Below are 26614 nucleotides of genomic sequence, written 5' to 3'. Positions count from 1 at the left end.
GAGTATTATTTCGTCATTTTCTTTATATTCACTGTTTAACATACAGATAATGACGACTTTTAACTTAACAAGAAGCATGTTCTTAGGAGCATGCTTTGTTTTGCTTTCCTCTTTAGTAAAATCTCAATCATTCGAAAAAGATGCCATAGGTATATTCGATCTGGAATACACCTTGTCAAAAGATCTTAGTAATGCTGAAGACGTAAAAACCGCATGGGATGATGTACATACGGTTTCAACACTGCAAGGAATAGTGAACCGCAAATCGCCAAGACTGTATATTTACTTGGTAAAGAATGGGTCAATAGACATTGACAGGTACTGGTGGAATAAATATCGCCAAAAAGACAAATGGTTAAATAGAAGAGATACTGTGGTTTATAAGGATGTTATTAGTTTAGTTAAAGCATACCGGTCAGCGATTAAAGGCGTGGTGGTTTATGATCCAACTGTAGCAGCAACCAGTAATGTTGCCTCTTCTGTTGCAGGGCAAGAAGATGTAATTGCCATTCGTTACGATTCTGCTAAAAATAGCTTATACACACAACTTGTATTACAAGGCCCTAAATTACCTGTTAAGGTCTGGTTATTAAATAAAAATGGATCGTCGTTATTTACAGGATCAGGTAATATTCCCGGAACTAAGCGCTTATCTACAGGTTCGGCAAAAAATGATGCTTACTTGTGGTTTATGGAGAAATATACAAAGGCTGGCAAAACCAATACAAAGTATGGGGCATATTATGTAGATCAGCAGTGGATGAAGAATCCGCATGCTGCCGGACCAAACCATCATACGCTTACCAATCATGATTTTTTTGTGAGTAAACGCGGGTTTTTCTTTGACCTGAGCCCTTGGGGTGATGAGCCTGCAACTGATGATCCTACTCAGAAAACAGGGACAGACCTAAACACACTTAAAGAATTACTGCTTACTGCTTATCAGCATAATAAGGGCATGGATTATGCATACCTTGGGGGTTTCCCTCCATGGGCTTTTAAATACACTAAACATGCCGGTGGCAGTCACGATGATGTGCCGACCGAATGGGAATATTCTGCTGTGATAAGCGCCTATAACGCGTTTAAAGATGCGGATGCCATTGGTTTTGGTGCACTGGCAAATGCCTCTTTCTGGCAGCATTACCCACTTAAAAAGAAATATGAACAAAAGTGGGTTACCCAGGCTGAACTGAAGCAAAGAGGTTATTTAACTGAGGACGGAAAAGTTGATTTTAAAGGGCGTAATTTCTTTATTTTCTATGTTGGTGATTACGATGCATCTTCGTGGGTATCTCAAACTACGCCTACTTTATGGGATAGTCCCGAGCGCGGTAAAATTCCATTGATGTGGTGCATTAGTCCGGTTTTACAGCAGCGAGTGCCAATGGCAATGGAATACAGGAGGGAATCGGCAACAAAAAATGATTATTTCGCTGCAGCTGATAATGGTGCGGGGTACTTAATGCCCGGAATGTTGCAGCAGCCCAGACCAATTTCTGCATTACCGGATGGCCTTGATGCCTGGGTAGCACACAACAAACCTTATTATGATAAGTGGGACTTAAGCATTACCGGGTTTATTATTGATGGCCAGGCGCCCGGGCTTAATAAGAAAGGGCTGGATGCGTATGCTAAGTTTAGTCCTAACGGAATAGTTCCACAGAAAACCCCATTAACTTCTTTACATGGGAATATGCCTGTGCTGCGTGCTGATGATGATGTTAATGAGGATGATCCTGCCGAAGCGGCAAAACACATTCTTGATAGGGTAGGGAAACGGCCGGTTCCGTTTCATTGGTTTCGCAATATTTTAAAAGATCCCGGCTGGTATGTAAAAGTGGTTGATGAGTTAAGGCTGATTGATCCTAAAATTGAATTATTGGATGCATCGACTTTTTTCGAATTGTATCGTATTTATCTAAAACAAACCCCGGATGCTGCTAATGGGAAGATCAATTAGGCGGTATCTTTCCTGAATTCCTTGCGGTATTTTAAAGGGCTAAGCTTCATCTTTCTTTTAAAAAGCTTATAGAAATGCGATAAGTCGCCAAAGCCATTCTCAAAGCAGATGTCGGAGATAGATTTATCTGAATTTACAAGTTGTTGAATGGCGTAATTTATCCGATAGTCGGTTACTGTTTCTATAAAAGTTTTTTTTGTGGTCTTTTTGTAGTACTTGCAAAAAGCGTTTGGCGTCATATTTACCAACGCGGCTGCCTGATCAAGCAAAATTTCATCCTTGTAATTGTCGATGATGTAACCCAGAACTATATTGATTCTTTCTGGTTTCGCTGACTGATGCGCCTTTGTTTCTTGTTTGTCGAGTAATTTGTATTCTTTGGAAATGGCGAGGGTATATAATATTTCTAAAAATTCTATAAGTCGCTTAAAAGAATTTGGTTGTTTGGCCAAAAGAATTAATCTTTTGGTTATTTCTTCTGCAGTATTATTTAAAAACTGTATTCCATGCTTGCTTCTTTCCAGCAGATGTAGTATTTGAGATAGCTCTGGCTTGGCCAGGAAATCCGTACCTAAAAAATCATTGTTAAATTGAACAACTACTGATGCGACATCCTTGTCTTGTTCTTCATTATTTTCAATTTTCCAGCAATGGGGAAGATTTGAGCCTATAAGAACCAGATCCCCGCAGCTGTATACATCCATATGATTGCCAACATAACGATTACCCTTACCTTTTACAATAAGTGTAAGTTCATGTTCCGGATGAAAATGGTAAGGCGCAGTAAACTCCGTGAATTCACGAAGGAGAAAGGAATTATCATTATATGGGTCTAATGCTTCAAATGCGGCTCGTGCCATGTTAATTATTTCATATTCTCATAAAGTTATGGGTTAATTCTTGTAAATGGATAAAAAAAACCATTAAAAGGCCAATTTACTCCTTTTGCAGACTAACCATAAACAGTTATTTAGTGATTCAAAGCACCAAATGTTAACCTAAACCAAATAGCGCTATGTCAACAATTAAATTGCCCGAATTAGATCAGTATCGGGAAATAACTTATGCACAGGCTGCTGCATTCCGTCAGAACGGACACGTTTTAATCCCAAATGTACTTGATACTGAAGAAGTGCTTATTTACAGAGATGTAATAAAAGAAGCTGCTGATAAGTTCAATACCGAAAAGAGAGATTTAGCCGAAAGAGATACTTACGGTAAAGCTTTTTTGCAGATCATGAATCTGTGGGAAGTAGATGAACAAGCGAAGAAATTTACGCTTGCCAAACGTATGGGGAAAATTGCTGCAGATTTACTTGGCGTAGAAAATGTACGTATCTATCATGATCAGGCCCTGTTTAAAGAACCTGGAGGTGGACCTACTCCGTGGCATCAGGATCAGTATTATTGGCCACTGGATACGCATAATACCGTCACTATGTGGATGCCTTTGGTAGATATTAATGTAGAAATGGGGATGCTGACATTTGCGTCTGATTCTCATAAAAAAGGGGTAGTGTTTAATTACGAGATCTCTGACGAATCGGAAGCTGAATATGAAAAATATGTTAAGGAGAATGACTTCCCTATAATGCGTTCATCGACGATGAGGGCCGGAGACGCAACCTGGCATTACGGCAATACCATTCATAGTGCTCCCGGTAACCAATCTGACATTATGCGTGAGGTAATGACTATTATTTACGTCGCTGAAGGCGCACGGGTGGCCGAACCTAAAAATAGCTGGCAGGTAAATGACCGTGAGCGTTGGCTGATGAATGCACCTATTGGCGATTTGGTAAAGTCAGAAATTAATCCACTAGTGCTATAGAAGGCTCTCAATTTTTTAAACTTTGTAATGAAAAAGATAGCTTATGCAATAAATTTACTATTGCTGTTACTATTCGTTTGTCCGGTTACGGCCCAAACAGATCAACGCTGGCCAAAGCAGAAAATATGGGATTGGTACAACAAGCAGCCATTTTATTGTGGCTTTAATTATATCCCGGCTTATGCCATTAATTATACTGCTATGTGGGATAAGACTAGTTTTGATGCCAAGACCATTGATAAGGAACTTGCCCTGGCAGAGAAAACCGGACTTAATTGTTTGAGGGCTGTACTTCAGTATGCAGTTTATGAAGATGATCCGGAATATTTTTTAAATACCCTGGATAAGTTTCTGGCGATTTGCAATAAGCATAATATTAAATTTATGCCTGCTTTGTTTGATGACTGTGTTTTTGGAATTGAGCATGATCCTAGAGTAGGAAAGCAACCGGAGCCGCTTAAAGGCTGGTATGCCTGGGCGTGGTCGCCAAGTCCGGGTCACAGCATGGTTGTTGATTCTACTACCCATCCCCGCATTGAAAAATATGTTAAAGCTGTAATTGGGCGCTTTAAGGATGATAAACGCATTTTTATCTGGGACTTGTACAACGAACCCACAAATGGCGGACTGGGGTCTGCTAGTTTTCCCTTGCTTAAAAAGGTTGCTAAATGGGCACGCGAAATCAATCCTTCACAGCCAATAACAATTGATATATGGAATGGCGATAACCGGTTGAATGATATTGCGCTTGCAAATTCAGATATTATTTCTTTTCATAATTATGGTAATAAAAATGACCTGACCAAGCAAATTGTGGAACTTAAAACGCAGGGCAGACCCTTATTTAATACGGAATGGATGAACAGACCTAATGGATCGGTAATCAAAGATAATCTGGCTGTTTTTTATAATGAGAAGGTTGGCTGTATGTTATGGGGCCTTGTAAATGGTAAAACGCAAACAGACTTGCCGTGGGGGCATCGGCCTGCAGATCCTATTCCTGCAGTATGGCAGCATGATCTTTTTCGGGGTGACTTTACACCTTACGACCCTCAGGAAATTGAATTGCTAAAGGATTTCGCTTTAAAATCCAGGAACAGCAGTTATTTGCAGGAGCATCAGAAATAGTGGCTGCTCGTTAAGGGTTGTGGTTGAGAATTAATAACATATATAATTTGCGTTAATTTTTTGTAGTTTCGGCTTGGGAACCAAACCGAATGAACATTTATAATAATTACAGTGAAAAGAAACTAGTTACACTTCTTAGGGAGGGTGATGCGGATGCTTTAAGCAGTCTTTATTATTTGTATGTGAAACAATTAAAATATTTTGTGCTAAGAACAGCAAAGTCTTCGCTTCTTGCTGAAGATGTTGTTCACGATACTTTTATTAAGGTTTGGGAAAACAGAGATAAAATAGATAGTGAACAGCCATTTAAACCCTATCTGTATACTATTGCGCGCAGACACCTGCTTAATCTGTTAAAACGGGCCCAACATGAAACAAGCATAGTGGAGGAGATGCGGAAAAACGTAATTGGCGAGGAAAATGCTACGGAGCTTCTGCTTGACTATAGCGAAAGCAGCTCGATATTCAATGAAGCCATAAAAAGTTTGCCAGAACAGAGAAGAGAGGTGTTTATCCGTTGTCGCATACAAGGATTAACGTATAAACAGGCAGCAACAGAACTGGGTATTTCTGAGAGCACAGTAAATAATCAAATGGTAAAAGCGCTTAAATCAATAAGGGGATTTATCACTATGCGCAGTGCAGTAATCGTACTAATGGCTGCAATAATAAAATAATTATTTTTTTAGGATAGATGTATCGTTACTCCCATTTGTATTAGTTACAAAAGGAGAGAAATTGAACAACGAAATCATACACCTGTTTACAAGGTATTTAAATAATCAATGCAGTAAAACCGAACTTGAAAGGGTTTTTAAGCTCATTGAAGAAGGAAGTAATAAAAGTGAATGGGATTTTGTGCTCGCAGAAGAAGCTTCCAGATTGGTAGGTAGTGACCATCGGGCAGAAATGTCTTTAGATGAAATCACCAGACTTTACGGTAAAATACAAGATAGCATTAGTGAAGAAGGGCATAAAATTGTTGTTCTTCGGGACAGGAATTTGTATTGGAGAAAATTTGCTGCTGCAGCAATCATTCTGATCACTTTAAGTGTAGGTACTTTTTACTATTCGTCCAGACTAGATACCAAGTCTGATAAATTGGTTCATGATGTAGCTCCTGGTGGAAATAAAGCGGTACTCACCCTAGCGAATGGAAAGAAAATAATTCTTACTGATGCTAAAAACGGAGCGCTGCCTCCACAATCCGGTGTTACAGTTACTAAATTAGCCGATGGGAAAATTGTTTATACCTTAGAACCAGGTAAGGTTGCAAATGCAGCCCCCAACACTATAGAAACACCAAGAGGGGGCCAATATCAAGTGGTTTTACCAGATGGAAGTAAAGTGTTTTTGAATGCAGCATCTTCATTGACATACCCAATCTCTTTCGTTGCACTGAGGGAAAGACAAGTGGAATTAAAAGGTGAGGCCTACTTTGAGGTCGCGAAGGATAAAAGCCATCCTTTTATAGTTAAGACACAAAATCAGGAGATAAAAGTTCTGGGAACTCATTTTAATATCAATAGTTATGCTGATGAACCATTGACCAAAACGACGCTTGTGGAAGGATCTGTGTTGGTTAAGGCCTCAGGTATACAGCAAATACTTAAACCCGGAAGTCAGGCTATAAATGGATACGATGGGTTAAGAATTGTCGAGGCAAATATGGATGAGGTTTTGGCCTGGAAAAATGGATACTTTATGTTCGATAGTGAAAGTATCGAATCGGTAATGAGAAAGATTTCGCGATGGTATAATATAGATGTGGCATTTAAAGGAAATGTTTCCAAAGACAAATTTGGCGGTACAGTGAGTCGTTTTGCGAATGTGTCACAAGTACTCAGAAAATTAGAATATACAAATAAGGTTCACTTTATAATTGAAGAAGGGAGGATTACAGTTACCAAATAACTACATAAAATCAATAAAGTAATCTTGGGTTTAGCGAATTGTTTTGGTAAAAACTGCCCTCGCTAACAGAAAATAAAAAAAGCCAGAAGTGCTTGCAACACAACTGGCTAATGCCTGGATTACTAAGTCAACAAACTTGCGATTCAATCAACTTTAACCAGCGAACCTGTTATTGAGCTTTAATAAGTGCAATAACCAACTCGCTAATAACCAGACCAACAAATGTATAAAAATTATGCTAACCAACTTGGTATGCTCAAAAAGTATATCAATAAACTACTGCTGATTATGCGACTAACCACCGTAATATTAATAGCAACCATGATGCAGGTGAGTGCAGTAGGTTTTGCGCAAAGGATCACGCTTTCGGAAAAAAAAGCGACCCTTAAGCGTATTTTTAAGGAGATACGAAAACAAAGCAATTATGATTTTTTATATACCGAGGAGCTATTGCAAAACGCAAAGACGGTAGATATCAAAGTTAATTCTGTGGAACTGAATGAGGTACTGGAAAAGATTTTCAGCGGCCAGCCCCTGTCTTATACTATTGAGGACAGAACTGTTGTGATTAGAGAAAAGGTTAACGGCCTTTTAAAAATAAAGCCCGTTGTTGCCCGGGCTATTGACATACGTGGCCGTGTGCTGGATCCGCAGGGCAAAGGAATACCTGGTGTAACAGTTCGGATAAAGGGTGAAACAGGCGGCGGGACTACCAACAGTAATGGAGATTTTAGCATTGCTGTTACTTCGCCTAATGCTATCCTTATTTTTTCTTACACTGGTTTTATTACTCAGGAAGTTTCTGTTAACGGTCAGAATGCCATAAATGTGGTGCTTAAAGAGGCAGTTGATGAGCTTTCGGAGGTTGTGGTAGTGGGCTATGGTACCCAGAAAAAGATTACGGTAACCGGTTCCATCAGCTCTGTGAATATGGCTGATATGAGAACCCCGGTTGCAAATCTTTCTAACGCATTGGCCGGAAAAGTAGCTGGTATTATCTCTATGCAATCAAGTGGAGAACCTGGGTACGATAATTCACAGTTTACTATTCGTGGTTTGGGAACATTTAACGGCGGAAACACCTCGCCGCTTATCATCGTGGATGGTGTTCAGCGAGATGATGTGAACAGTGATTTTGGGGGTTCATTTAATAACATAGATCCTGAGGATATCTCCAGCATTTCCCTGCTTAAAGATGCCTCTTCAACAGCAATGTATGGTGCAAAAGGTGCCAATGGCGTATTGATCATTACCACAAAAAGAGGGGTAGAGGGTAAACCTAAGATCTCTTTGAAAGCTGAAAATGGGTTGACCGGTTTTACGGAAAGACCAAAGATGCTGGATGGAATTCAATATATGGAATTGTTAAATGAAGCCAGAACCAATATGGGGCTTCTGCCTAATTTTTCTGAGGAAACTATTCAGAAAACTGCGAGCGGTCTTGACCCTTATCTGTATCCAAATGTAAACTGGATAGATGAGGTATACAAAAGTCATTCGTCATTAACTAATGCGCACTTAAACATAAATGGGGGTACTGAATCTGTTCGATATTACATTTCGACCTCTTTTTATAATCAAAAGGGCCCATATAAAGTTTCAAATTTGAATGGTTTTAATCCCAATCTGGATTTTAAGAGATATGACTTTAGAAGTAATATTGATGTAAATGTGACTAAAAGTACTTTGCTTCAGCTAAATCTTGGGGCAATGTTGGTAAATTCCCGTTACCCGGGTATTTCTGCAGGTAGTTTATGGTATCAGTCTTATGCTACCACACCAGTTGCCTATCCTACAAGATATCCTGATGGTAAATGGGCAGGCCCCACAACAAATGGTGGTTCCAATCCTTTAAATGAGGTTCAGAACAATGGCTACTCTGATGAGTTTAGGCCTGCAGTTCAATCCGTATTTACTGTAAATCAAAAATTGGATGTGGTCACTCCTGGTTTGTCGTCTTATGCAAGATTTTCATTTGACAGTTACGGACAGTTTGATAACAGAAGATCAGGTATAAACGACAATTGGCAAGCGATTGGTCGTGATGGTAATGGCGAATTGATGTTTACACAGACGAGAATTGGACAGCAATTTTTAGGTTATGGTCGATCTTCTGCTGGTGAGCGGATGATGTATTTAGAGGGGAATATTAATTATGATAGAACCTTCGGAAATCATCGATTTGGCGGAATGTTTTTATATAATATGAGGAACAGGCTGAAAAGTACAGCTGAGGATGTGATTGGCTCCATTCCATTCCGTAATCAAAGTTTGGCCGGAAGGATCACCTATGGCTATATGGATAAATACTTACTTGAAGTGAATGCGGGGTACACGGGTTCCGAGAATTTTGAAAAAGGTAAGAAATTTGGAGTTTTCCCTTCAGTATCCGGAGGCTGGGTGATCTCTAATGAAAGTTTCTTTAAACCATTTACCGAGACGTTCAGTCTTTTAAAACTTCGTGGTTCTTATGGTGTTGTGGGTAATGATAATATAGGTACTGGGAATAGATTCCCTTATTTAACACAAATTGGTGGAGGTGGAGGTACCGGATTCGGATTAAATGGAACATATTATGGTAGTTTAACTGAAAATTTAATAGGTATTGAAAACTTAACCTGGGAGAAGTCTTACAAAGGAGATATCGGACTTGAGATCGGTTTGTTTAATAAGTTCAACCTAATTGTTGATGCTTTTGATGAAAGACGTAAAGATATTTTAATCAGAAGAGAATCAATTTCTTCAATTGGCGGCTTCGGTTCAACTGCGATCTTTGCCAATTTAGGTGAAATGAGTAATCGGGGCATAGATGCAAGTATTGAGTATAATGATCAGATAGGCGCCGTAGGTGTGCGTGTGTTTGGAAATGTAACCCACAGTAAAAATAAAATTACTTTTGCAGACGAGCCTAAAAGAAAGTTTGCCTACCAAAGCGCGGCAGGATATGCATCTAATGAATTTATGGGGTATGTTGCTGACGGATACTTTACCGATCAGGATGATATAGACTCACGTCCGGAACAAAAATTCGGGACAGTGCAGCCAGGGGACATTCGTTATCTGGATCAGAATGGAGATGGTGTTATTGATGCCTATGACAGTAGAAGGTTAGGTAAGTCGCCTTTCCCTTCCTGGTTGTATGGGGCTGGTTTCTCTTTAGCTTATAAACGATTCGATCTTTCGTTATTTTTTCAGGGAGTGGCTGATGTAGGGATTATGGCAAATGGATCAGAGATTAGGGGAAATGGCATGGGCGTAGACGGGGTAGGTGTGATACCTTTCTCCGGCTTAGGTCAATATCAAAACAATACCCTGGCTAAAGTTTTAGATAGATGGACCCCGGATAATCCTCGTCAGGATGCATATTATCCTCGTTTAACTGTGGGTGGTCTTTCCGATAACAACTATTTAAACAGTACACACTGGCTTAAAGATGGTTCTTATATCCGTTTAAAACAGGCTTCTCTGGGATATACACTTACGTCAGAATCTATGAAAAAAGCAGGTGTACCGGTATTGTACTTTTATACATCAGGTCAGAACCTGCTGACCTTCAGTAAATTCAAAATATGGGATCCGGAATTGGGATCTAATGGTGCAAAGTATCCCATTACAAGAATGGTAACTTTTGGTTTAAGGGCGCAGTTTTAATAACCATTACTTAAAATGATTACAATGAATAACTTATATAAAAACTTTCTATCTATTGGCAGTATTGCACTTTGCATATTGTTGTTTAGTCCTGGTTGTAAATATTTAGATAAAACACCTGATAATTTGCTTACTTCTGATATGCTTTGGCAAACCAGAGCAAATGCAGAATCCTATCTGAATCAGATTTATAGTCATGTTTCAATTCCAGCAGATACCTATAGTATGCTTGGTGCAAGTGATGAAACCTCATGTAGTATCCAGGGGGTTGCCGTTCGTAAAATGATTACTGGAAATTGGAATGCTCAGAGTAATTATTGGTATTACTGGGGTGATAATTATGCCGGTATAAGACAAAGTATTGTATTTGAGCAAAATATTGATAAAATGTCTGAGAGTTTAATCGGTGCAGATTTGAAAAAGCAATACAAAGCAGAAGCTATCTTTTTAAGAGGTTGGTTTTACTGGAAATTATTAAGACAATATGGGCCTTTTGTTAAGGTGACTGAATTATTGAGTCTTAATGACGACTATAATAAATATCCTCGTAGTCCATTTAATGAATGTGTTGATCACATCAACTCCTTATTAGACAGAGCAGCGGCTGATTTACCTGATGCCTGGTCTTCTTCGGTAAACTATGGCAGAGCAACCAAAGCATCCTGTCTTGCTGTTAAATCGCAAGTAACCTTATTAGCAGCGAGTCCGCTGTGGAATGGCAACCCAAAGTTTGCAGGGTTTAAAAATAATGACGGTACTTCTTTAGCGCCGTTGCAGTATGATGCAAATAAATGGAGAACAGCTGCTGATGCCGCTAAAGCGGTAATTGACCTGCAGGGTTATAAACTATTTACAAATATTGATGAAGGTGATGCTCAGTTTGATCCGTACCTATCTTTCCGTAACCTGTTCCTGACAAACTGGAACAATGAAATACTGTTCTCTACCAATATGGCTGGTTCATGGCAATGGGGACATGAGGTGCGTTGTGCACCTAAACCAGGTGGATTTGATATGCAAAATGCAACGCAGAATGTTGTAGATGCCTTTTATATGCGTAACGGAAGGACTATTGATGATCCACAAGCTCAGTATGTGGAAACAGGTTTTGTGCAGTCCGATGACCCGGCCAACTGGGGTAAATCCAGAGATGGCTTAAACAGAGGTTATGTTAAAGGGAATTCAAATATGTACGTTAATAGGGAAGCACGGTTTTACGTGAGTATTCAATACAATGGTAAACCAGTTCTACCTGCGCCTACTGCGGATGACAGGAATTTCTTCTCTTCAGACGCAAACAAGGATGGTACCGGACGTGCTGAGTTTTACTACTCAGGAAAATCGGGCGTTGGTGTAAACAATAATGGAGATATTACCGGTTACGATGTGTTAAAAAATGTGAGCCCTGCTTCTAATATAAGAACCAGTTCTGTGACCTACCGTCCTTTTATTCATCTGCGTCTTGCTGAAATGTATTTGAATTATGCAGAGGCATTGAATGAGGTGGAGCCAAGTAACACGGATATATTAAAATATGTGAATCTGGTAAGACAGCGGGCAGGTGTGCCTAATTTGGAAACTGTTTATCCGGGAGCTGTAGGCAATCAGGATGAAATGAGGAAATGGATTTTGAGGGAAAGGCAAATAGAATTGGCTTTTGAAGGTGATAGGTACTTTACCTTGATCAGAAGGTTGATGATGGGGGATCCCAAAATGCAAAGCATTTATAGAATGAATACCATTACAAACGATGGTAACCAGGGTTTTGCTTTTGCTGATTTTAACAAAAGAACCTTGCTTCAAAACAGAACCTGGACTGATAAGATGTACTTATTTCCTATTGCACAGGATGATATTGATAAAAATTCATCTTTAGTACAAAACCCGGGTTGGTAATGGATTCATCATTTATTAATACGTATAAGAATATGAAAAGATATATAAATGCTTGCTTATTTATTGCCGCTTTCCTGTTGGTAGTGATTGCAGGATGTAAAAAGGATGAAGGATTTAAACATGATGATTCCTCTCCAATGACAATTGATAAAATACTTCCTGAGAAAGGTAGTGGTGGTACTGAAATATTAATTAACGGAAGTAATTTTACTACCGATACCTCAAAAATTAGGGTAACGCTGAATGGTAAGCCGTTAAAAGTAGTTGGCGTTAATGGTAAACAGTTGATGGTTGTGGTGCCTAAAAAGGCAGGTTCAGGTGCGATTACCGTAAAAATTGGTGATAAAACTGCGACAAGTACAAGTACTTTTACTTATGAATATACAAGAACTGTAACTACACTAGCCGGTTCTGGAGTTGCAGGATTTGCAAATGCGCAAGGTACAGATGCCATGTTTAATTTTAGTGGGGAATCCTGGTACAGGGCCAGTGGTATCGTTGTTGATGATCAGCTTAATGTATATGTAACCGATGTAGGTAACCATTGCATTAGAAAAATTGATAAGGATGGCAACGTGACAACTTTTGTAGGTAATCCAACGAGTGGCGGTTATGCCGACGGGAAAGGCACTGCAGCTAAATTTAGCATTCCTTATGGGCTTACAATAGACCCTGAAGGTAATTTGTATTGTGTTGATCCAGGGAATTGGGACATTAGAAAAATAACACCTGATGGTACAGCTAGTCTTTTGACCTGGGCGAATCAAGAGCCCTGGAGTGTGGTTTTCGATAAGAAGAGCGGTAATATTTTTTATGCAAGTTGCAATTCTCCAGGTAATGTATATCAGGTGACACCAGCTGGCGTAACGAGTCAGGTTATTGCAGGGTTGAACTATCCATCAGGACTTGCTTTTGATAATACGGGAAATCTGTTTGTTACTGTACATGGAGATCAGGTCATTAAAAAATACGAATCCTCTAACTGGATCGGCACAACCGCAGCAGGATCTGGGTCGGTTGGTTATGAAGATGGACCAGCTTCATCCGCTAAATTTGCCTATCCATGGGGTATGACAATAGATGCCTCAAATAATTTGTACATAGCTGGAAATGGCTCTGGAGGCGGGAGTACTTCTAATCCAGATCAAAGTATCCGTTATGTAGATGGCCTGACTTACTCAGTAAGTACTTTCGCTGGATCTGCAAATGCGGGAAATGTAAATGCTGTTGGCAAAGCTGCAGCATTTAGTGCGCCTTCCGGAGTCGCTGTGGACAAGAATGGAACCGTATATGTGTTGGATAAAAACAACAATAGCATTCGAAAAATAGTTTCGGAATAAACAACTCCTTTAATTTTAACATACAAACTTGCTAACCAATTAAAAGTAAATAGCTTTTAATTGGTTAGCTCTTGAATTTAAGTTATGAATACATCAAAGCTAGGGTATTTTAAGCGCATCTTTTTTTTAGGGATCATCATGTTGAATTATGGTGTTTTATCTGCATGCAGTAAGAAAAGTTCCTCAGCAGGTTCGGATAAACCAGAAGGACAAGCTTCTGGAAAAGACATCTATGTGGCTGTCAACGGAAATGACTCAAATAGCGGGACATTGGAGGCTCCGGTAAGCACGATTAACAAAGGACTTGAATTGGTTACTCCCGGTTTTACGGTTTTTGTAAGGGGTGGTACTTATAAGGAAAAAGTCTCTTTTGCTAAATCCGGCAGAAAGGATAAGCTGATTACTTTAAAGCCATATCAGGGAGAAAAAGCGATTATTAGTGGTGATGGCCTTTCTGTGTCTGGTAACGAAGCACTGGTTACAGTAAATAATGTAAGCTTTATTGTAATTGACGGTTTCGATATTTGTGATTTTAAAACCACTAATGCCTGGGCCAATGTTGATGGAATAGTAGTAAAAGGCGGTTCAAGTAATATTACCCTACGAAAGAATCGGGTATTTAATATCGAAAATAATGCTGCTCCAGAATTGGGTAGAAGTGGACACGGTATTCATATTATAGGCAATACTAATGTGGCACTTACAAAGATTTTGGTCGAGGAAAATGAGGTTTTTGACTGTAACACGGGTTATAGCGAAAACTTGACGATAAATGGATACGTGGACGGTTTTGAGATCAGAAAAAATAAGGTTTACAACGGTGAAAATATAGGCATTGTGGCTGCTGGCGGTTATGCTGCAAATCCCAACCCTTGGTATAATTATGTTCGCAATGGTATAATAGCCGACAATGAAGTTTTTAATATAGATGGGAAGACAGGACCAATTCCCGCCTATAAGGACCATAACGGTGCTATCGGCATTTATATTGATGGTGCCAGAAATATTTTGGTTGAAAGGAATCTGGTTAGAGATAGTGGCAGGGGTATAGGGATTGTTAGCGAAACAGATAATTTTCCCACTCAGGAGTGCATCGTCAGGAATAACGTAGTATACAATTGTTCATTGGGTGGAATTTATATGGGTGGATATATAGGTTATACCGGGGGAGGTACCAATAAATGTTATGTAGTGAATAATACTGTCTATCACAATAGCAAAGATTTGGGCTACTCGAATGAAGTTGAGGGAGAGATTAGACTAACAGAGAATTGCAACGATAATGTGATTAGAAATAACATTATTTATCCGAGACCAGATAGAGGCGTTTTTATCAATAAACAAGTTACTGGCGGTACAAATAATGTTGTTAGCGACAACCTGTATTATTCAGAAGGGTTAAGTATTTGGCGCTGGAATAATGTTCCTTATACTGATTTTAATTTGTGGAAAGCTGCTTGCGGTGGTGATGCTGGCTCTTTATGGGGTGCAGATCCTTTGTTTGTAAATAAACTAATTTATGATTTTCATCTTAAATCTGCCTCGCCTGCAAAAAATACCGGAACAGTTATTTCTGCTGAGATAAATGGTACAACCGACAAGGATGGGAAGACTCGTATTGTGAATAATTTGATTAGCAAGGGGGCCTATCAATAGTCTTTAATAAAGATTTGGCCGCCCTGCATTGACCCTTGACGAGGGTTATTTGTAAAAAAATCAATATAGTAAATTAATAATTATATATTTGCAGGCTAAAAAGTAACCTTCTTTTCTCGGTATTTGTTGAGATTAATGAATTGAGAACTGGAGAGTTATCACAACTGATTTAATAGGTATAAGTAAATTATTTTGAATGGTTAAATCTCTATTTGTAGAAGTTAATTTTATTAGATCTTCAATAAATTTCTTAGAGATTTTTAACTGTGAATGTATAAATAACAACCAAAAGCCTTACTGCTTGCGCAGAAGGCTTTTTAACTTTAAAGACAACCCGAATGCTTAATTTTGTTCTCTTTGGCCCACCGGGTGCAGGCAAAGGCACCCAATCAGAAAAATTAATTGAGAAGTATCAATTGATTCACATTTCAACAGGCGACCTTTTTAGGGCCCATATCAAAAATCAATCTCCTTTAGGACAACGCGTGAGTGCCCTGATTGCAGAAGGGCAACTTGTTCCTGATGAAATTACGATTGCTATGCTGGAGGAAGAAGTTGATAAAAATCCAAATGCTAAAGGATTTATATTTGATGGTTTCCCGCGCACGGTTCCTCAGGCCGAGGCTTTAGATGAGTTTCTTGAGAGTAAAGGAAGTTCAATCGCTGGCGTAATTGCACTTGATGTGGATCAGCAGGAGCTGACTAAGCGTATTGCGCAAAGACAAATTGAGACAGGTCGCGTTGATGATCAGGCTGATAAATTGCAAAAACGTATAGAAGAGTACTTCAGCAAAACGATTCATGTTTTGCCTTATTATGAAGGACAAAATAAGCTAAGTAAGGTGAATGGTATCGGAAAGATCGATGACATTTTTGCTGATTTAAGCGCTGTAATAGATAAATACTAGATCAATAATAATACAAGTAGCGGGGCGAATTTTTAGTTCTTCCCGCTATTTTCATATATCCTGAAAAGTTTTTTCAGGCTTATTTTTTTAAAAAATAGAAGGTTATGTCACAAGGTTCCAATTTTGTAGATTATGTTAAAATATGCTGTCGCTCTGGAAAAGGAGGGTCGGGCTCTGCACATTTGCACCGGGATATAAGAACTTCTACAGGTGGGCCTGATGGGGGTGATGGTGGTCGTGGTGGACACATTATATTAAGGGGAAATGCTCAGTTCTGGACGTTGCTTCACTTAAAATACCGCAAGCATATTATCGCTCAGGACGGCGCACCAGGCTCTAGTGGTACCTCAACAGGAAAACAAGGTAAAGATGAAATCCTTGATGTTCCTCTGGGTACTATTGCCAAAGATGCCGAAACCGGAAATGTTCTTTTTGAGATTACCCAGGATGGCGAAACCAAGATACTTACTCCGGGGGGAAGAGGAGGCTTGGGTAACTGGCACTTTAAAACTCCTACTTTGCAAACTCCACGTTTTGCACAGCCAGGAGAGTCGGGCAAGGAAGAATGGATGGTGCTTGAACTTAAGGTTCTGGCTGATGTTGGTCTTGTTGGATTCCCTAATGCCGGTAAATCAACTTTGTTATCTGTACTTTCGGCTGCCAAGCCAGAAATTGCCGATTATCCATTTACAACGATTGTACCTAATCTGGGTATCGTGTCTTACAGAGATAGCAAATCTTTTGTAATGGCAGACATTCCCGGTATTATAGAGGGAGCTTCTAAAGGTAAAGGATTAGGTTATCGGTTTCTCAGACATATTGAACGTAATTCAGTATTGCTATTTATGGTACCGGCGGATACGCAAAGAACCATAGCCCAAGAATATGAAATACTTAAAGCAGAGCTTAAGGATTACAACCCTGAACTGATGCAAAAGCCACATTTACTGGCCATAACCAAATCAGATATGCTTGATGAGGAATTGGTAGCAGAAATGAAAAAGGAACTTCCTAAAAATATTCCTTCCATATTTATTTCCTCTGTGGCACAAAAGGGATTGGTTGAATTAAAAGATATGCTTTGGGCAGCTATTAACAGCTAAGCATTCTTTCGGTTCATAAACGAATGACCTTTCATTGTTCTATAAGCAATTAACACACTAATTAGCATTAATACAGCTCCGGCAAGAAACGGAGCTCCCGCAAATTTAATTGCAGCACCAGGGCTTGTAAACCATGCAAATAAGTTTGTCATGAATAGAGGCCCTATAATTGCGGTTACGCTCATTAAACTTGTTAATGCACCCTGTAATTCGCCCTGTTCGTTTTGAGGGACATTGCCAGACATAATTGCCTGTAAAGCAGGGCCTGCAATTCCACCAAGGCAATAAGGCACAAGGAAAGCAAACATCATCCAGGTTTCTGAAGCGAAGGCAAAAAGAAACAAGCCCACGGCGTATAATATGAAACCCACGTAGATACTCTTCTCATTGCCCAGTCTGGGATTAATGAACCGGATTAATCCTCCTTGCACTGCGGCTACAAGCACGCCTACCACCGTTAAAGAGATTCCTATCATAGAGGTGCTCCACTTAAACTTCTCTATATTGACAAATGTCCAGGTACTTTGCACAGAATGGCTGGCTATGTACAGGAAAACAAGCGCTATAATTAAGCCGCCAAGACCTTTATATTTTTTAAGCTGCATTAATGACCCAAGCGGGTTGGCTCTTTTCCATTCAAAGGCACGCCTGTGTTCCCTATCCAGAGATTCTGGCAATACAAAATAGCCATAAACCACATTAATCAATGTTAATATTGCGGCGGCTATAAAAGGTACACGTGGCCCGATTTCTCCAAGTAAACCTCCTAATGCCGGACCGATAATAAAACCTACTCCAAATGCAGCCCCAATCATTCCAAAGTTCTGCGCACGGTTTTCGTTTGTACTAATGTCGGCTATATATGCTGTTGCAGTGGTCATACTTGCACCAAAAATGCCAGCTATGATACGGCCCACAAAAAGCCACCAGATGGTAGGTGCAAGGGCAAGGAAAATATAATCTATTCCGAATCCGAAAAGAGATAAGAGAAGAACAGGCCGCCGACCATATTTGTCACTAAGATTTCCTATAATAGGCGCGCAAACAAATTGCATAATGGCGTAAACAAAGGTAAGCCAACCACTCCATTGGGAGGCCTGGCTAATATTGCCACCAATGAGCTGTTCAATTAATTGAGGAAATACGGGAATGATAAGGCCAATGCCAATAACATCAAGTAGTAGGGTAATAAAAATAAAACTTAACGCAGCCTTTCGGGATGTTGCCATAAATTATAGAAATGTTTTAGACCGCGCAAGGTATAACATTTGAGTGGGAAAATAAAGAGCTATCCGTGTGTTATTAATTGCGGAGTTTGCAATTTCCAGAGGTTTGCATAAGCAGAGTTTTTGTTGAACAAAAGCTCATTATGTGTTCCTTCCTCAACAACAAGACCTTTGTCTAATACAATGATCTTATCCGCGTTGTTCAGCGTACTTAGGCGATGGGCAATAACAATTACTGTTTTATGTTGAACTTTTAATAGATCAATCATTCTTTGCACATGCTGTTCAGACGCAGAATCCAATGAAGAGGTAGCTTCATCAAGAATAAGAATCTCGGGATTACTATATATGGCCCTGGCTATTGCTATGCGTTGTCTTTGTCCACCTGACAGGGTAGTGCCATTTTCGCCAAGATAGGTTTGAAATCCTGATGGTAAGGTTTCTATAAAGTCAATAATTCCAAGCTGGGTAGATATATCTATAATCCTTTGCATGTCGGGTTCATAGTCACCAACAGCGATATTGTCGATAACATTACCTGCAAATAGATCAATCTTTTGCGGTACAACAGAAACCACATTCCGAAGAGAGGAGTTGCGAATATACTTGAGGTCGTACTTGCCAATACTCACATTTCCTTTTTGTATCGGATAGATGTTTTGGAGTATAGACATAAGCGTCGATTTACCAGAACCACTTTCTCCAACAATCGCTGTAAATTTACCTTTAGGTATTCTAAGGTTAAGGTTTTCAAATACGGTAACTCTTGTTCCGTAACGGAAAGAAACATTTTCAAAATGAATGTCACCTATTTTATCAGGAGTAAGGTCAATTTGATTTTCGTCGTTTTCCCGCTCCAGGTCCATTATTTCAAACAATCTATCTGCTGCAATAACGGCATCCTGAACGGTCCTGTTCATGCCAATCAAAGAAGATACCGGCCCGGTGAAATAACCTATAAGGGTGTAGAATGATAAAAGCTCGCCGGGAGTGATTTTACTTTCCAGTACATAACCGGCACCTACCCATAACAATATAATGGTTAACAAACGAGAAACCAATTCAGAGGATGTTCCCGAAAAAACAGCGTTAATGTTCGATTTAAATCCTGTTTGCAACAGTTTAATAAAGCGTGTTTCCGTTTTTTCATTGGCATGTCCTTCTAACCCGAAGCGCTTTATTGTTCCTATTGCATTTAAGCTTTCAACCAATTGTGATTCCAGTTCAGCCGAATCTTCCATTAGTTTTCTCTGCGCTTTTTTGTTCAGTTTATTGGTTATATAATAGATCAGCAAATACAAAGGAATTACTGTTAGCATGATTAAGGCCAGCTTCCAGTAATAAGTAAACATCATGATAAATGAGAAGAACACAATAAAGATATTTACCAGAAAATTTATGCTCACATCATTTAAGAACGTTCTGATCTTTACCGCGTCATTAATTCTTGAAATGATTTCGCCCACACGCATGGTATCGAAAAATTGTTGAGGCAGTTTTAACAGGTGTTTATAGTATCCTAATATCAGCTGAGCATCTATCATTTGCCCTGTTTTGAGGGTAAAGATGGTTTTTGCTGTACCAATAAAGAGTTGCAGGGCTAGAATGATGATCATTCCAATACTCATTAAGTTGAGTAAATTTCTGTTGCCATCTACAAGAACAAAATCTACCAGCTTTTGAACAAATACAGATGTAGACAAACCCAGGATCGTATATACAATTGCGCCAAACAGTGCCTGAATCAGGATGCTTTTGTGTGGTCTTATCAGGTTCCAGAAACGGCCCTGTACAGACACCTTTTCATTCCCCGACTGGAATTCTTCAGCCGGCAGAAGCAGTACTAAAGCGCCGGTCCATTCTTTTTTAAATAGCTCGTGACTTTTGCGGTGCATCTGTCCGTCAATAGGATCCATCACCTCTACATACTTATTGGTAACCTTGTAAATTACTACATAGTGTTGCAGAATATCATGCACAATAAGATGTGCAACGGCCGGTTTGGGGATTTTAAACAAACTTTCAAATGGGCCTTTAACTCCCTTAGCCTCAAAACCCAATTTCTCGGCGGCTTCTACCATGCCAAGTACATTGGTTCCTTTTTTGTCGGTGCCTGCCAATTGTCTGATGCGTGCAACAGGCAAATCCAATTTATAGTGGGATGCTATAGAAGCAAGGCAAGCTGCTCCACAGTCGGTTATATCGTGTTGTTTTACTTTGATGCTCATAGCCTTCTCATATCGCTCCGCTAACGTTTGGATTTACCCAATCATCTACCTTGTCGTATAGCAATTGGTATAAACTTCTTTCGGTTACCGTAAAGCGGGCAGTAAAATTCATACCCTTTTTTAAATAGCCCTTGTAACCATTTTTTAACATTAAATAATTCTGGTCCAAACTGCATTTTACTTTAAATACAGGTTGGTTATTGTTAATTATAATGATGTCGTCAGAAATATCGAGCACTTTACCCTCAGCCAAACCCCATTGGTTGTAATTAAAAGCATCTATTTGAAAGCGTACTTCCTGCCCTTTCTTAATTAAGCCAATATCTGCTGGTTTTATATAGCAAAAGGCCGTTAGGTTGGTGTCAGGAGATATTTCTCCTATTTTTTGATTGGCAAAAACGTAGGCTCCTTTTTGAAGACCAACCAAATTTTGTAAGGATCCGGCAATAGGGGCCCTTAATATGTATTGCTTTTTTTGTTCGTTTATTTCTACCTGTTGACCTGAAAGTTCGCGTAATTCATTTCGCAATTGGTTTGCTTCGGTTTGCCATTGGGTTTTATATTTTGTACTTACCATCAAAAAGGCAGATTCTGCTTGTTCAAGTTCGAATTTGTACTTATCGTATTCAGATTCTGTAAGCACTTTATTCTGGTATAATTTGCTGTATCTGTTGAAGGTGCTTTCTGCTTGTTTTTTTGCTATTCGCGCATTTTCAAGTTCTTGGGCAAATTGTTGCCATGAAGCATTATATTGGCCTGTTTGAAGGCTAGGGTAGCTGTATCCGTTTCGATTAATGTAAATTAACAGCATATGTATATCCTGCAGGAACTGTCCAATTTGTCCCTGACGGTTTTGTACCAAAGCACCCTGCTGTTTGGGTAGTGCTCCATCAATGATTAAGAGCGTATCGCCTTGTTTAAGTTTCTTATTGTCTGTAAGCTTAAGCAGCGTAAGTCTGCCGTTTACAGGTATTGTTAGCTCCGTTTTTTCAACTGAAGATTGTAATAGTCCAGTGCTTTTTACACTTATTGGCGTTTTTATAAATGGGAGTGCGGCAAAAGTTCCAAGGATTGCAAAAACTGCAATCAGGTATATGAGCTTGGTTGAATTACTGATTTGTGATCGATAAACAAGTGAGGTGCTTAAAATTGTTTCGGCGGAATAGGTAGAAAGGGGCATATAGTTGGATATTAAAGCAACTGCTATTCTGAATTTCAGAATAACAGTTGCCGATATTTTTTCTTACAGGCTCCAAACCAGTTTCAAAACATTGGTTAATGTTTTGCTTAAGAAAGCTGAAGTGTCAGCTGCTACAGAGTTTACGGTTCCTACTACAGAAGTCAAAAGACTATCTAATATACCGCCAAGTAAACCACCGCCTTCAACTTTTGTCATTTCAGTTGTGTTCATTTCTTGAACACCAAGATTGTTTAATTCTAACTTGTTCATAATAGGGGGTTGTTATTGTTAAATTCCTTACTCGTTAAAGGCTTTTCAGGATACGCCTATGTTGGCCAACACTAAAACGAAAGTAATAATAAAAGTGAGAAAACCATGGCAGGGGAAATCTGCCAGAAAGCGCCAAATTGTTGACTTAGATGGGTAAAATGTGGGTTTTTGACAAGAAAACCATTTGTATTAAGGGAAAATCGATAGCGCGTATGGATTTGTTCAATTTGTTCATTTAGTGCACTATAGGTAAGCGGGCACCTCATCCCCAAATTTAAGATCGTTTTAGATACTTTCTGTCCTTATTTTAAGGTATTCATTTCTATATTGAAGTGGCGTTTTTCCGGTTACTTCTTTGAACTGTTTGTTAAAATTAGAAAGCGTAGTATAACCGGAATCATAGCTCACACTGTTGATGCTTATTTTGTTTTCGTTCAAAAGTTTGCGTGCATAATCTATTCTTAACTCCTTTAAAAAATCTGAAAAGGATTTGTTGACCCTCGATTTGAAATACCTGCTAAACGAACTGGGTGTCATGTTTATCAGTTCGGCTATCACTTCCAGACTTATTTTATCTCTATAGTTTTTCATAATGTACCTATAGATCTTATTCATCCGGTCAGATTCGGTTTTGTTATTTATTGGAATGTAGTTGACATGCGTGATCGGATGGCAGTCTGTTGAGTCTGCAATTGTATTTAGAATCTGAAGTAGTATAATTAATCGCGAAACCCCCTTTGCATTGAGGAGTTCGTGCATCATTTTACTTACCATCTTATTGGTTTTGCCATAAATTTCCAGTCCCCTTCCCGCTTTTTCAAATAGTAAACGGATGTTCTCCATTTCTTCTTTTGAACTTATAATTTCATTAAGAAAATTCTGAGGGAAGTATATTACTATGCCTAGCGTTTTTGATGATTTTTTGGTGTCAGGGTCATTTCTCCATAAATGTGGAAGATTAGGTCCTGTAAATACAAGGTCTCCTGGTTTAAATGGTTTAATATTATCTCCAATAAAGCGTGTTCCCCATCCTTTTAGAACTAAAAATAATTGATATTCAGGGTGTTGGTGGAGGCTGGGATCGAAATTTAATTCCTCCAGTCTCTTAACAACCAGTAATTTGGAATGAGGGATGGCAGATTTTTGAACAATGCTTTTCATTTGATGTGAAAGTATAAAAAAATAGGGCAATGACAAAATACACTTAGAAACTGATAATATTTAGATAGAATAATGATATAAAAAATAGCTTATTTGTATTTCCAAATATAATAATGACCCAATGAGAAAGATTATTTTTCTAATCGTATTAAGTAGTGTCTTGTTTCAGTATTGTTCAAATAAAACAAGAGTAGTCGGTGGAAATGCAGAGAAACAGCATCCCCGAAGAGCTGAGGTGCTTTTTTTAGGAAACGAAAGTATGCATCATAACTCATCAAAGCTTGCTCCGATGCTGATCAGTCCTCTTTTCGGACTGGGGATTAATGTCTCTTATACCACTGATACGAGTTTGTTAAACACTCAGACACTTAATAAATACGATGGTATCATTATTTACGGTAACTATGATACCATTACTCCGGACAAGGAAAAAGCACTTAAAGATTTTGTAGAGGGGGGGAAAGCTTTAATCCCTATTCACTCTGCATCTTTCTGCTTTCAGAATTCTGATTGGTATATTCAGGCCGTTGGCGGACAGTTTAGTACCCATAAAACAGGGGTATTCTCGGCGGTAACGGTGAATAAAAATCACCCTGTCATGAAAGGCGTTAATCCTTTCTCCTCATGGGATGAAACCTATGTTCATACCAAGCTTAATCCCGATATGACAGTTCTGCAGGAACGTGTTGAGGGCGACTTACATGAGCCTTATACCTGGGTTCGCAAACAAGGTAAAGGGAGGGTGTTTTATACCGCAAGTGGTCACAATGATAGCACCTGGAAACAACCTGATTTTATAAAACTGATCAGTAATGGGGTCATCTGGGCTTTGGGAGATAAAGTGCAAAAGCAAATTGCCGATTACAAAATTCCTGTTGGCGTGTATTCTGATGCCAATATTCCTAATTACGAAAAACGTGATCCGGCACCAAGATTTCAGCATGCCTTTACTGCTGCTGAATCCCAAAAGCGTATGCAGGTTCCTGTAGATTTTGACATACAGCTTTTTGCATCAGAGCCTGATATTATTAACCCAATTTCAATGGCATGGGATGAAAAAGGAAGACTATGGGTAATAGAAACGATAGATTATCCAAATACAATAAGAAATAAAAATGGCAAGGGCGACGACAGAATAAAGATTTGTGAGGATACTGACGGAGACGGTAAAGCAGATAAGTTTACAATTTTTGCCGATGGTTTGAACATTCCTACCAGTATCATGTTTTCAAACGGTGGTGTAATCGTTGCACAGGCCCCTGACTTTATTTTCCTGAAAGATACCGATGGCGATGATAAGGCTGATATTCGTGAAAATATCATCACCGGATGGGGTAAAAGCGATACCCATGCCGGCCCTTCAAATTTAAAATACGGATTCGATAATCGGATCTGGGGAGTAGTGGGATATGCTGGCTTTGAAGGTAAAATAGGCGATCAGAATCTGAAGTTCAGTCAGGGAGTGTACAGCTTTACACCTGATGGCAAAAACTTTGATTTCAAAGGTAAAACCAGCAACAACACCTGGGGATTAGCCTTTACAGAAGAGAATGATGTGTTTATTTCTACTGCCAACAATACGCATACTGCATTTTTCTCAATGCCGGAAAAATATATGCAAAAAGTATTACCTGGTTCTAAGGTTCAACCGGTTCAAAAGATTGATGGTCATTATGAAATGCATGTGGTATTTCCAAATTTAAGACAGGTAGATGTGCATGGTGGTTTTACCGCCGCTGCAGGTCATAATTTCTATACTGCAAGGAATTTTCCTAAAAGTTACTGGAACAGCACAGCCTTTGTTTGTGAACCCACCGGAAGGGTAATTCACAGTGCCCTACTTAAAAAAGAAGGTGCCGGTTTCATAGAAAAAGACGGCTGGAATTTCTTGGCGAGTTCCGACGAATGGGTGGGTCCTGTACACGCCGAAGTGGGACCGGATGGTGCAGTGTGGGTAGCAGATTGGTATGATTTTATCATTCAGCACAACCCTACGCCGCGTGGATTTGAGAATGGAGAAGGTAATGCATACATCAATCCACTACGTGACCGTGTACGTGGCCGTATCTACAGAATTAAATATAAAAATGCGAAAGCATATACCCCAATTAAGCTGTCTAAAGACCATCCTGAAGGATTACTTTCCGCTTTAGAAAACGATAACCTATTCTGGAGAATGACTGCTCAGCGTTTAATCGTGGAATCTAAAAACCGGTCAGTTATTCCTGGACTTTACAAAATCATCAGCAATCAAAAAATAGACGAAATAGGATTAAACGGACCTGCAGTAAATGCGATCTGGACCTTACAAGGATTAGGTGCCTTAGATGGATCTAATGCTGAAGCCTTAAAGGCAGTACAGGAGGCCTTAAATCATCCTGCAGCTGGTGTAAGAAAGGCTGCCATCCAAGCGCTTCCAAAAGACAATGCAATGATTGGCTCAATCCAAAAATCAGGTTTACTTAAAGACAAAGATCTTCGTGTTCGCCTGGCGGCTATACTTGCCATATCAGATATACCTGCTTCTGTTCATCTTGGACATCTTTTGTACGAAGCCGCTGCGGATTCGGTAAATGCAAAAGATAAATACATTGCTCAGGCATTGTATACAGCAGCATTACTGCATCATGAAGGGTTCCTGGCGATGTCTAAAACAGCCTCAAATCCATCTGCATATATTCAGACGATAGTTAAGGACATCCTTCCGAATGTGAAAAACAAAGATGTGGCTTCAGCTGAAAAAGAACATCATTCTGCTAAGCCTTCTGATGAAGTGGTGATCAACATCAAGGTTGTAGAGCATGTAATGAAGTTTAACAAAACCTCATTCACGGTAAAAGCAGGGCAAACGGTAACCATTAACCTGGAAAACCCGGATTTTATGCAGCACAACATGGTGATTTCTAAACCCGGCACACTTAAAAAAGTGGGTGCGGCCGCAGATGAAATGGCGAAGGATCCTAACGGTGCAGAGAAGAATTATGTGCCTGCTATTCCTGAGATCTTGTTCGCAACCAAGTTGCTGAATCCGGAAGAAAAAGTTACCTTACAGTTCACTGCACCTGATAAGCCAGGAGACTATCCTTTCCTGTGTACTTTTCCGGGACATTGGAGCATCATGAATGGTGTAATGAAAGTAACCAAATAAATAGCAATCAA

Annotated in this window: 18 protein-coding genes; 12 read left to right on the top strand and 6 right to left on the bottom strand. The window is 39.4% G+C overall.

What is annotated here, in order from left to right; genetic code table 11:
- The first annotated feature begins 49 nt into the window (after positions 1-49).
- Positions 50-1963, top strand: coding sequence for a GxGYxYP domain-containing protein (locus HQN86_RS10090; RefSeq protein ID WP_172660855.1), 1914 nt, complete (start codon positions 50-52; stop codon positions 1961-1963).
- Here HQN86_RS10090 and HQN86_RS10085 read toward each other — a convergent pair.
- Positions 1960-2823, bottom strand: a complete 864-nt coding sequence (locus HQN86_RS10085; protein ID WP_172660854.1) for an AraC family transcriptional regulator — start codon at positions 2821-2823, stop codon at positions 1960-1962. The two genes, HQN86_RS10090 and HQN86_RS10085, sit on opposite strands and share 4 nt — an antisense overlap.
- 155 nt (positions 2824-2978) lie before the next feature.
- Here HQN86_RS10085 and HQN86_RS10080 point away from each other — a divergent pair, with 155 nt between their 5' ends.
- From HQN86_RS10080 to obgE, 10 genes are all read left to right on the top strand, one after another.
- Positions 2979-3794: a phytanoyl-CoA dioxygenase family protein gene (locus tag HQN86_RS10080; RefSeq protein ID WP_172660853.1), complete on the top strand. Its 816-nt coding sequence runs from the start codon at positions 2979-2981 to the stop codon at positions 3792-3794.
- Between the two features lie 27 nt (positions 3795-3821).
- A complete protein-coding gene (locus HQN86_RS10075) occupies positions 3822-4922 on the top strand; it encodes a glycoside hydrolase family 2 TIM barrel-domain containing protein (protein WP_172660852.1) in 1101 nt (366 codons plus the stop codon).
- A gap of 89 nt (positions 4923-5011) precedes the next feature.
- Positions 5012-5599 carry an RNA polymerase sigma factor gene (locus tag HQN86_RS10070; RefSeq protein ID WP_172660851.1) on the top strand — a complete coding sequence of 196 codons (588 nt, stop codon included), beginning with the start codon at positions 5012-5014 and terminating at the stop codon, positions 5597-5599.
- A 61-nt stretch (positions 5600-5660) separates the two neighbouring features.
- Positions 5661-6836 (top strand): FecR family protein, encoded by a 1176-nt coding sequence (locus HQN86_RS10065; RefSeq protein WP_172660850.1) that lies wholly within the window; start codon positions 5661-5663, stop codon positions 6834-6836.
- Positions 6837-7058: 222 nt separating this feature from the next.
- A complete protein-coding gene (locus tag HQN86_RS10060) occupies positions 7059-10487 on the top strand; it encodes a TonB-dependent receptor (RefSeq protein ID WP_216854371.1) in 3429 nt (1142 codons plus the stop codon).
- 24 nt (positions 10488-10511) lie between these two features.
- Positions 10512-12383, top strand: coding sequence for a RagB/SusD family nutrient uptake outer membrane protein (locus HQN86_RS10055; protein ID WP_216854370.1), 1872 nt, complete (start codon positions 10512-10514; stop codon positions 12381-12383).
- A 32-nt stretch (positions 12384-12415) separates the two neighbouring features.
- A complete protein-coding gene (locus HQN86_RS10050; protein ID WP_216854369.1) occupies positions 12416-13723 on the top strand; it encodes an IPT/TIG domain-containing protein in 1308 nt (435 codons plus the stop codon).
- Between the two features lie 84 nt (positions 13724-13807).
- Positions 13808-15379, top strand: coding sequence for a right-handed parallel beta-helix repeat-containing protein (locus HQN86_RS10045; protein WP_172660847.1), 1572 nt, complete (start codon positions 13808-13810; stop codon positions 15377-15379).
- Between the two features lie 338 nt (positions 15380-15717).
- Positions 15718-16287, top strand: a complete 570-nt coding sequence (locus HQN86_RS10040; RefSeq protein ID WP_172660846.1) for an adenylate kinase — start codon at positions 15718-15720, stop codon at positions 16285-16287.
- A 104-nt stretch (positions 16288-16391) separates the two neighbouring features.
- On the top strand, positions 16392-17390 hold the full coding sequence (gene obgE, locus HQN86_RS10035) for a GTPase ObgE (protein WP_172660845.1): 999 nt from the start codon (positions 16392-16394) through the stop codon (positions 17388-17390).
- Here the strand turns inward: obgE and HQN86_RS10030 are convergent.
- From HQN86_RS10030 to HQN86_RS10010, 5 genes are all read right to left on the bottom strand, one after another.
- Positions 17387-18619, bottom strand: a complete 1233-nt coding sequence (locus HQN86_RS10030) for a TCR/Tet family MFS transporter (RefSeq protein ID WP_172660844.1) — start codon at positions 18617-18619, stop codon at positions 17387-17389. The two genes, obgE and HQN86_RS10030, sit on opposite strands and share 4 nt — an antisense overlap.
- Positions 18620-18678: 59 nt before the next feature.
- The gene (locus tag HQN86_RS10025) at positions 18679-20844 is read right to left on the bottom strand and encodes a peptidase domain-containing ABC transporter (protein ID WP_172660843.1); all 2166 of its coding nucleotides are present in this window, start codon (positions 20842-20844) and stop codon (positions 18679-18681) included.
- A gap of 7 nt (positions 20845-20851) precedes the next feature.
- A complete protein-coding gene (locus tag HQN86_RS10020) occupies positions 20852-22024 on the bottom strand; it encodes an HlyD family secretion protein (RefSeq protein WP_172660842.1) in 1173 nt (390 codons plus the stop codon).
- A gap of 63 nt (positions 22025-22087) precedes the next feature.
- The gene (locus tag HQN86_RS10015; protein WP_048904154.1) at positions 22088-22294 is read right to left on the bottom strand and encodes a hypothetical protein; all 207 of its coding nucleotides are present in this window, start codon (positions 22292-22294) and stop codon (positions 22088-22090) included.
- 285 nt (positions 22295-22579) lie between these two features.
- Entirely contained in the window at positions 22580-23455 is an 876-nt protein-coding gene (locus HQN86_RS10010) for an AraC family transcriptional regulator (protein WP_172660841.1), read from the bottom strand.
- 121 nt (positions 23456-23576) lie between these two features.
- Here HQN86_RS10010 and HQN86_RS10005 point away from each other — a divergent pair, with 121 nt between their 5' ends.
- Positions 23577-26603, top strand: a complete 3027-nt coding sequence (locus HQN86_RS10005) for a PVC-type heme-binding CxxCH protein (protein WP_172660840.1) — start codon at positions 23577-23579, stop codon at positions 26601-26603.
- Positions 26604-26614 lie beyond the last annotated feature (11 nt).

Source organism: Pedobacter panaciterrae, assembly GCF_013204795.1.
GTDB lineage: Bacteria > Bacteroidota > Bacteroidia > Sphingobacteriales > Sphingobacteriaceae > Pedobacter > Pedobacter panaciterrae.
Note: the sequence above shows the minus strand (reverse complement) of the source record. Positions and strands in the feature narration are given on the sequence as shown.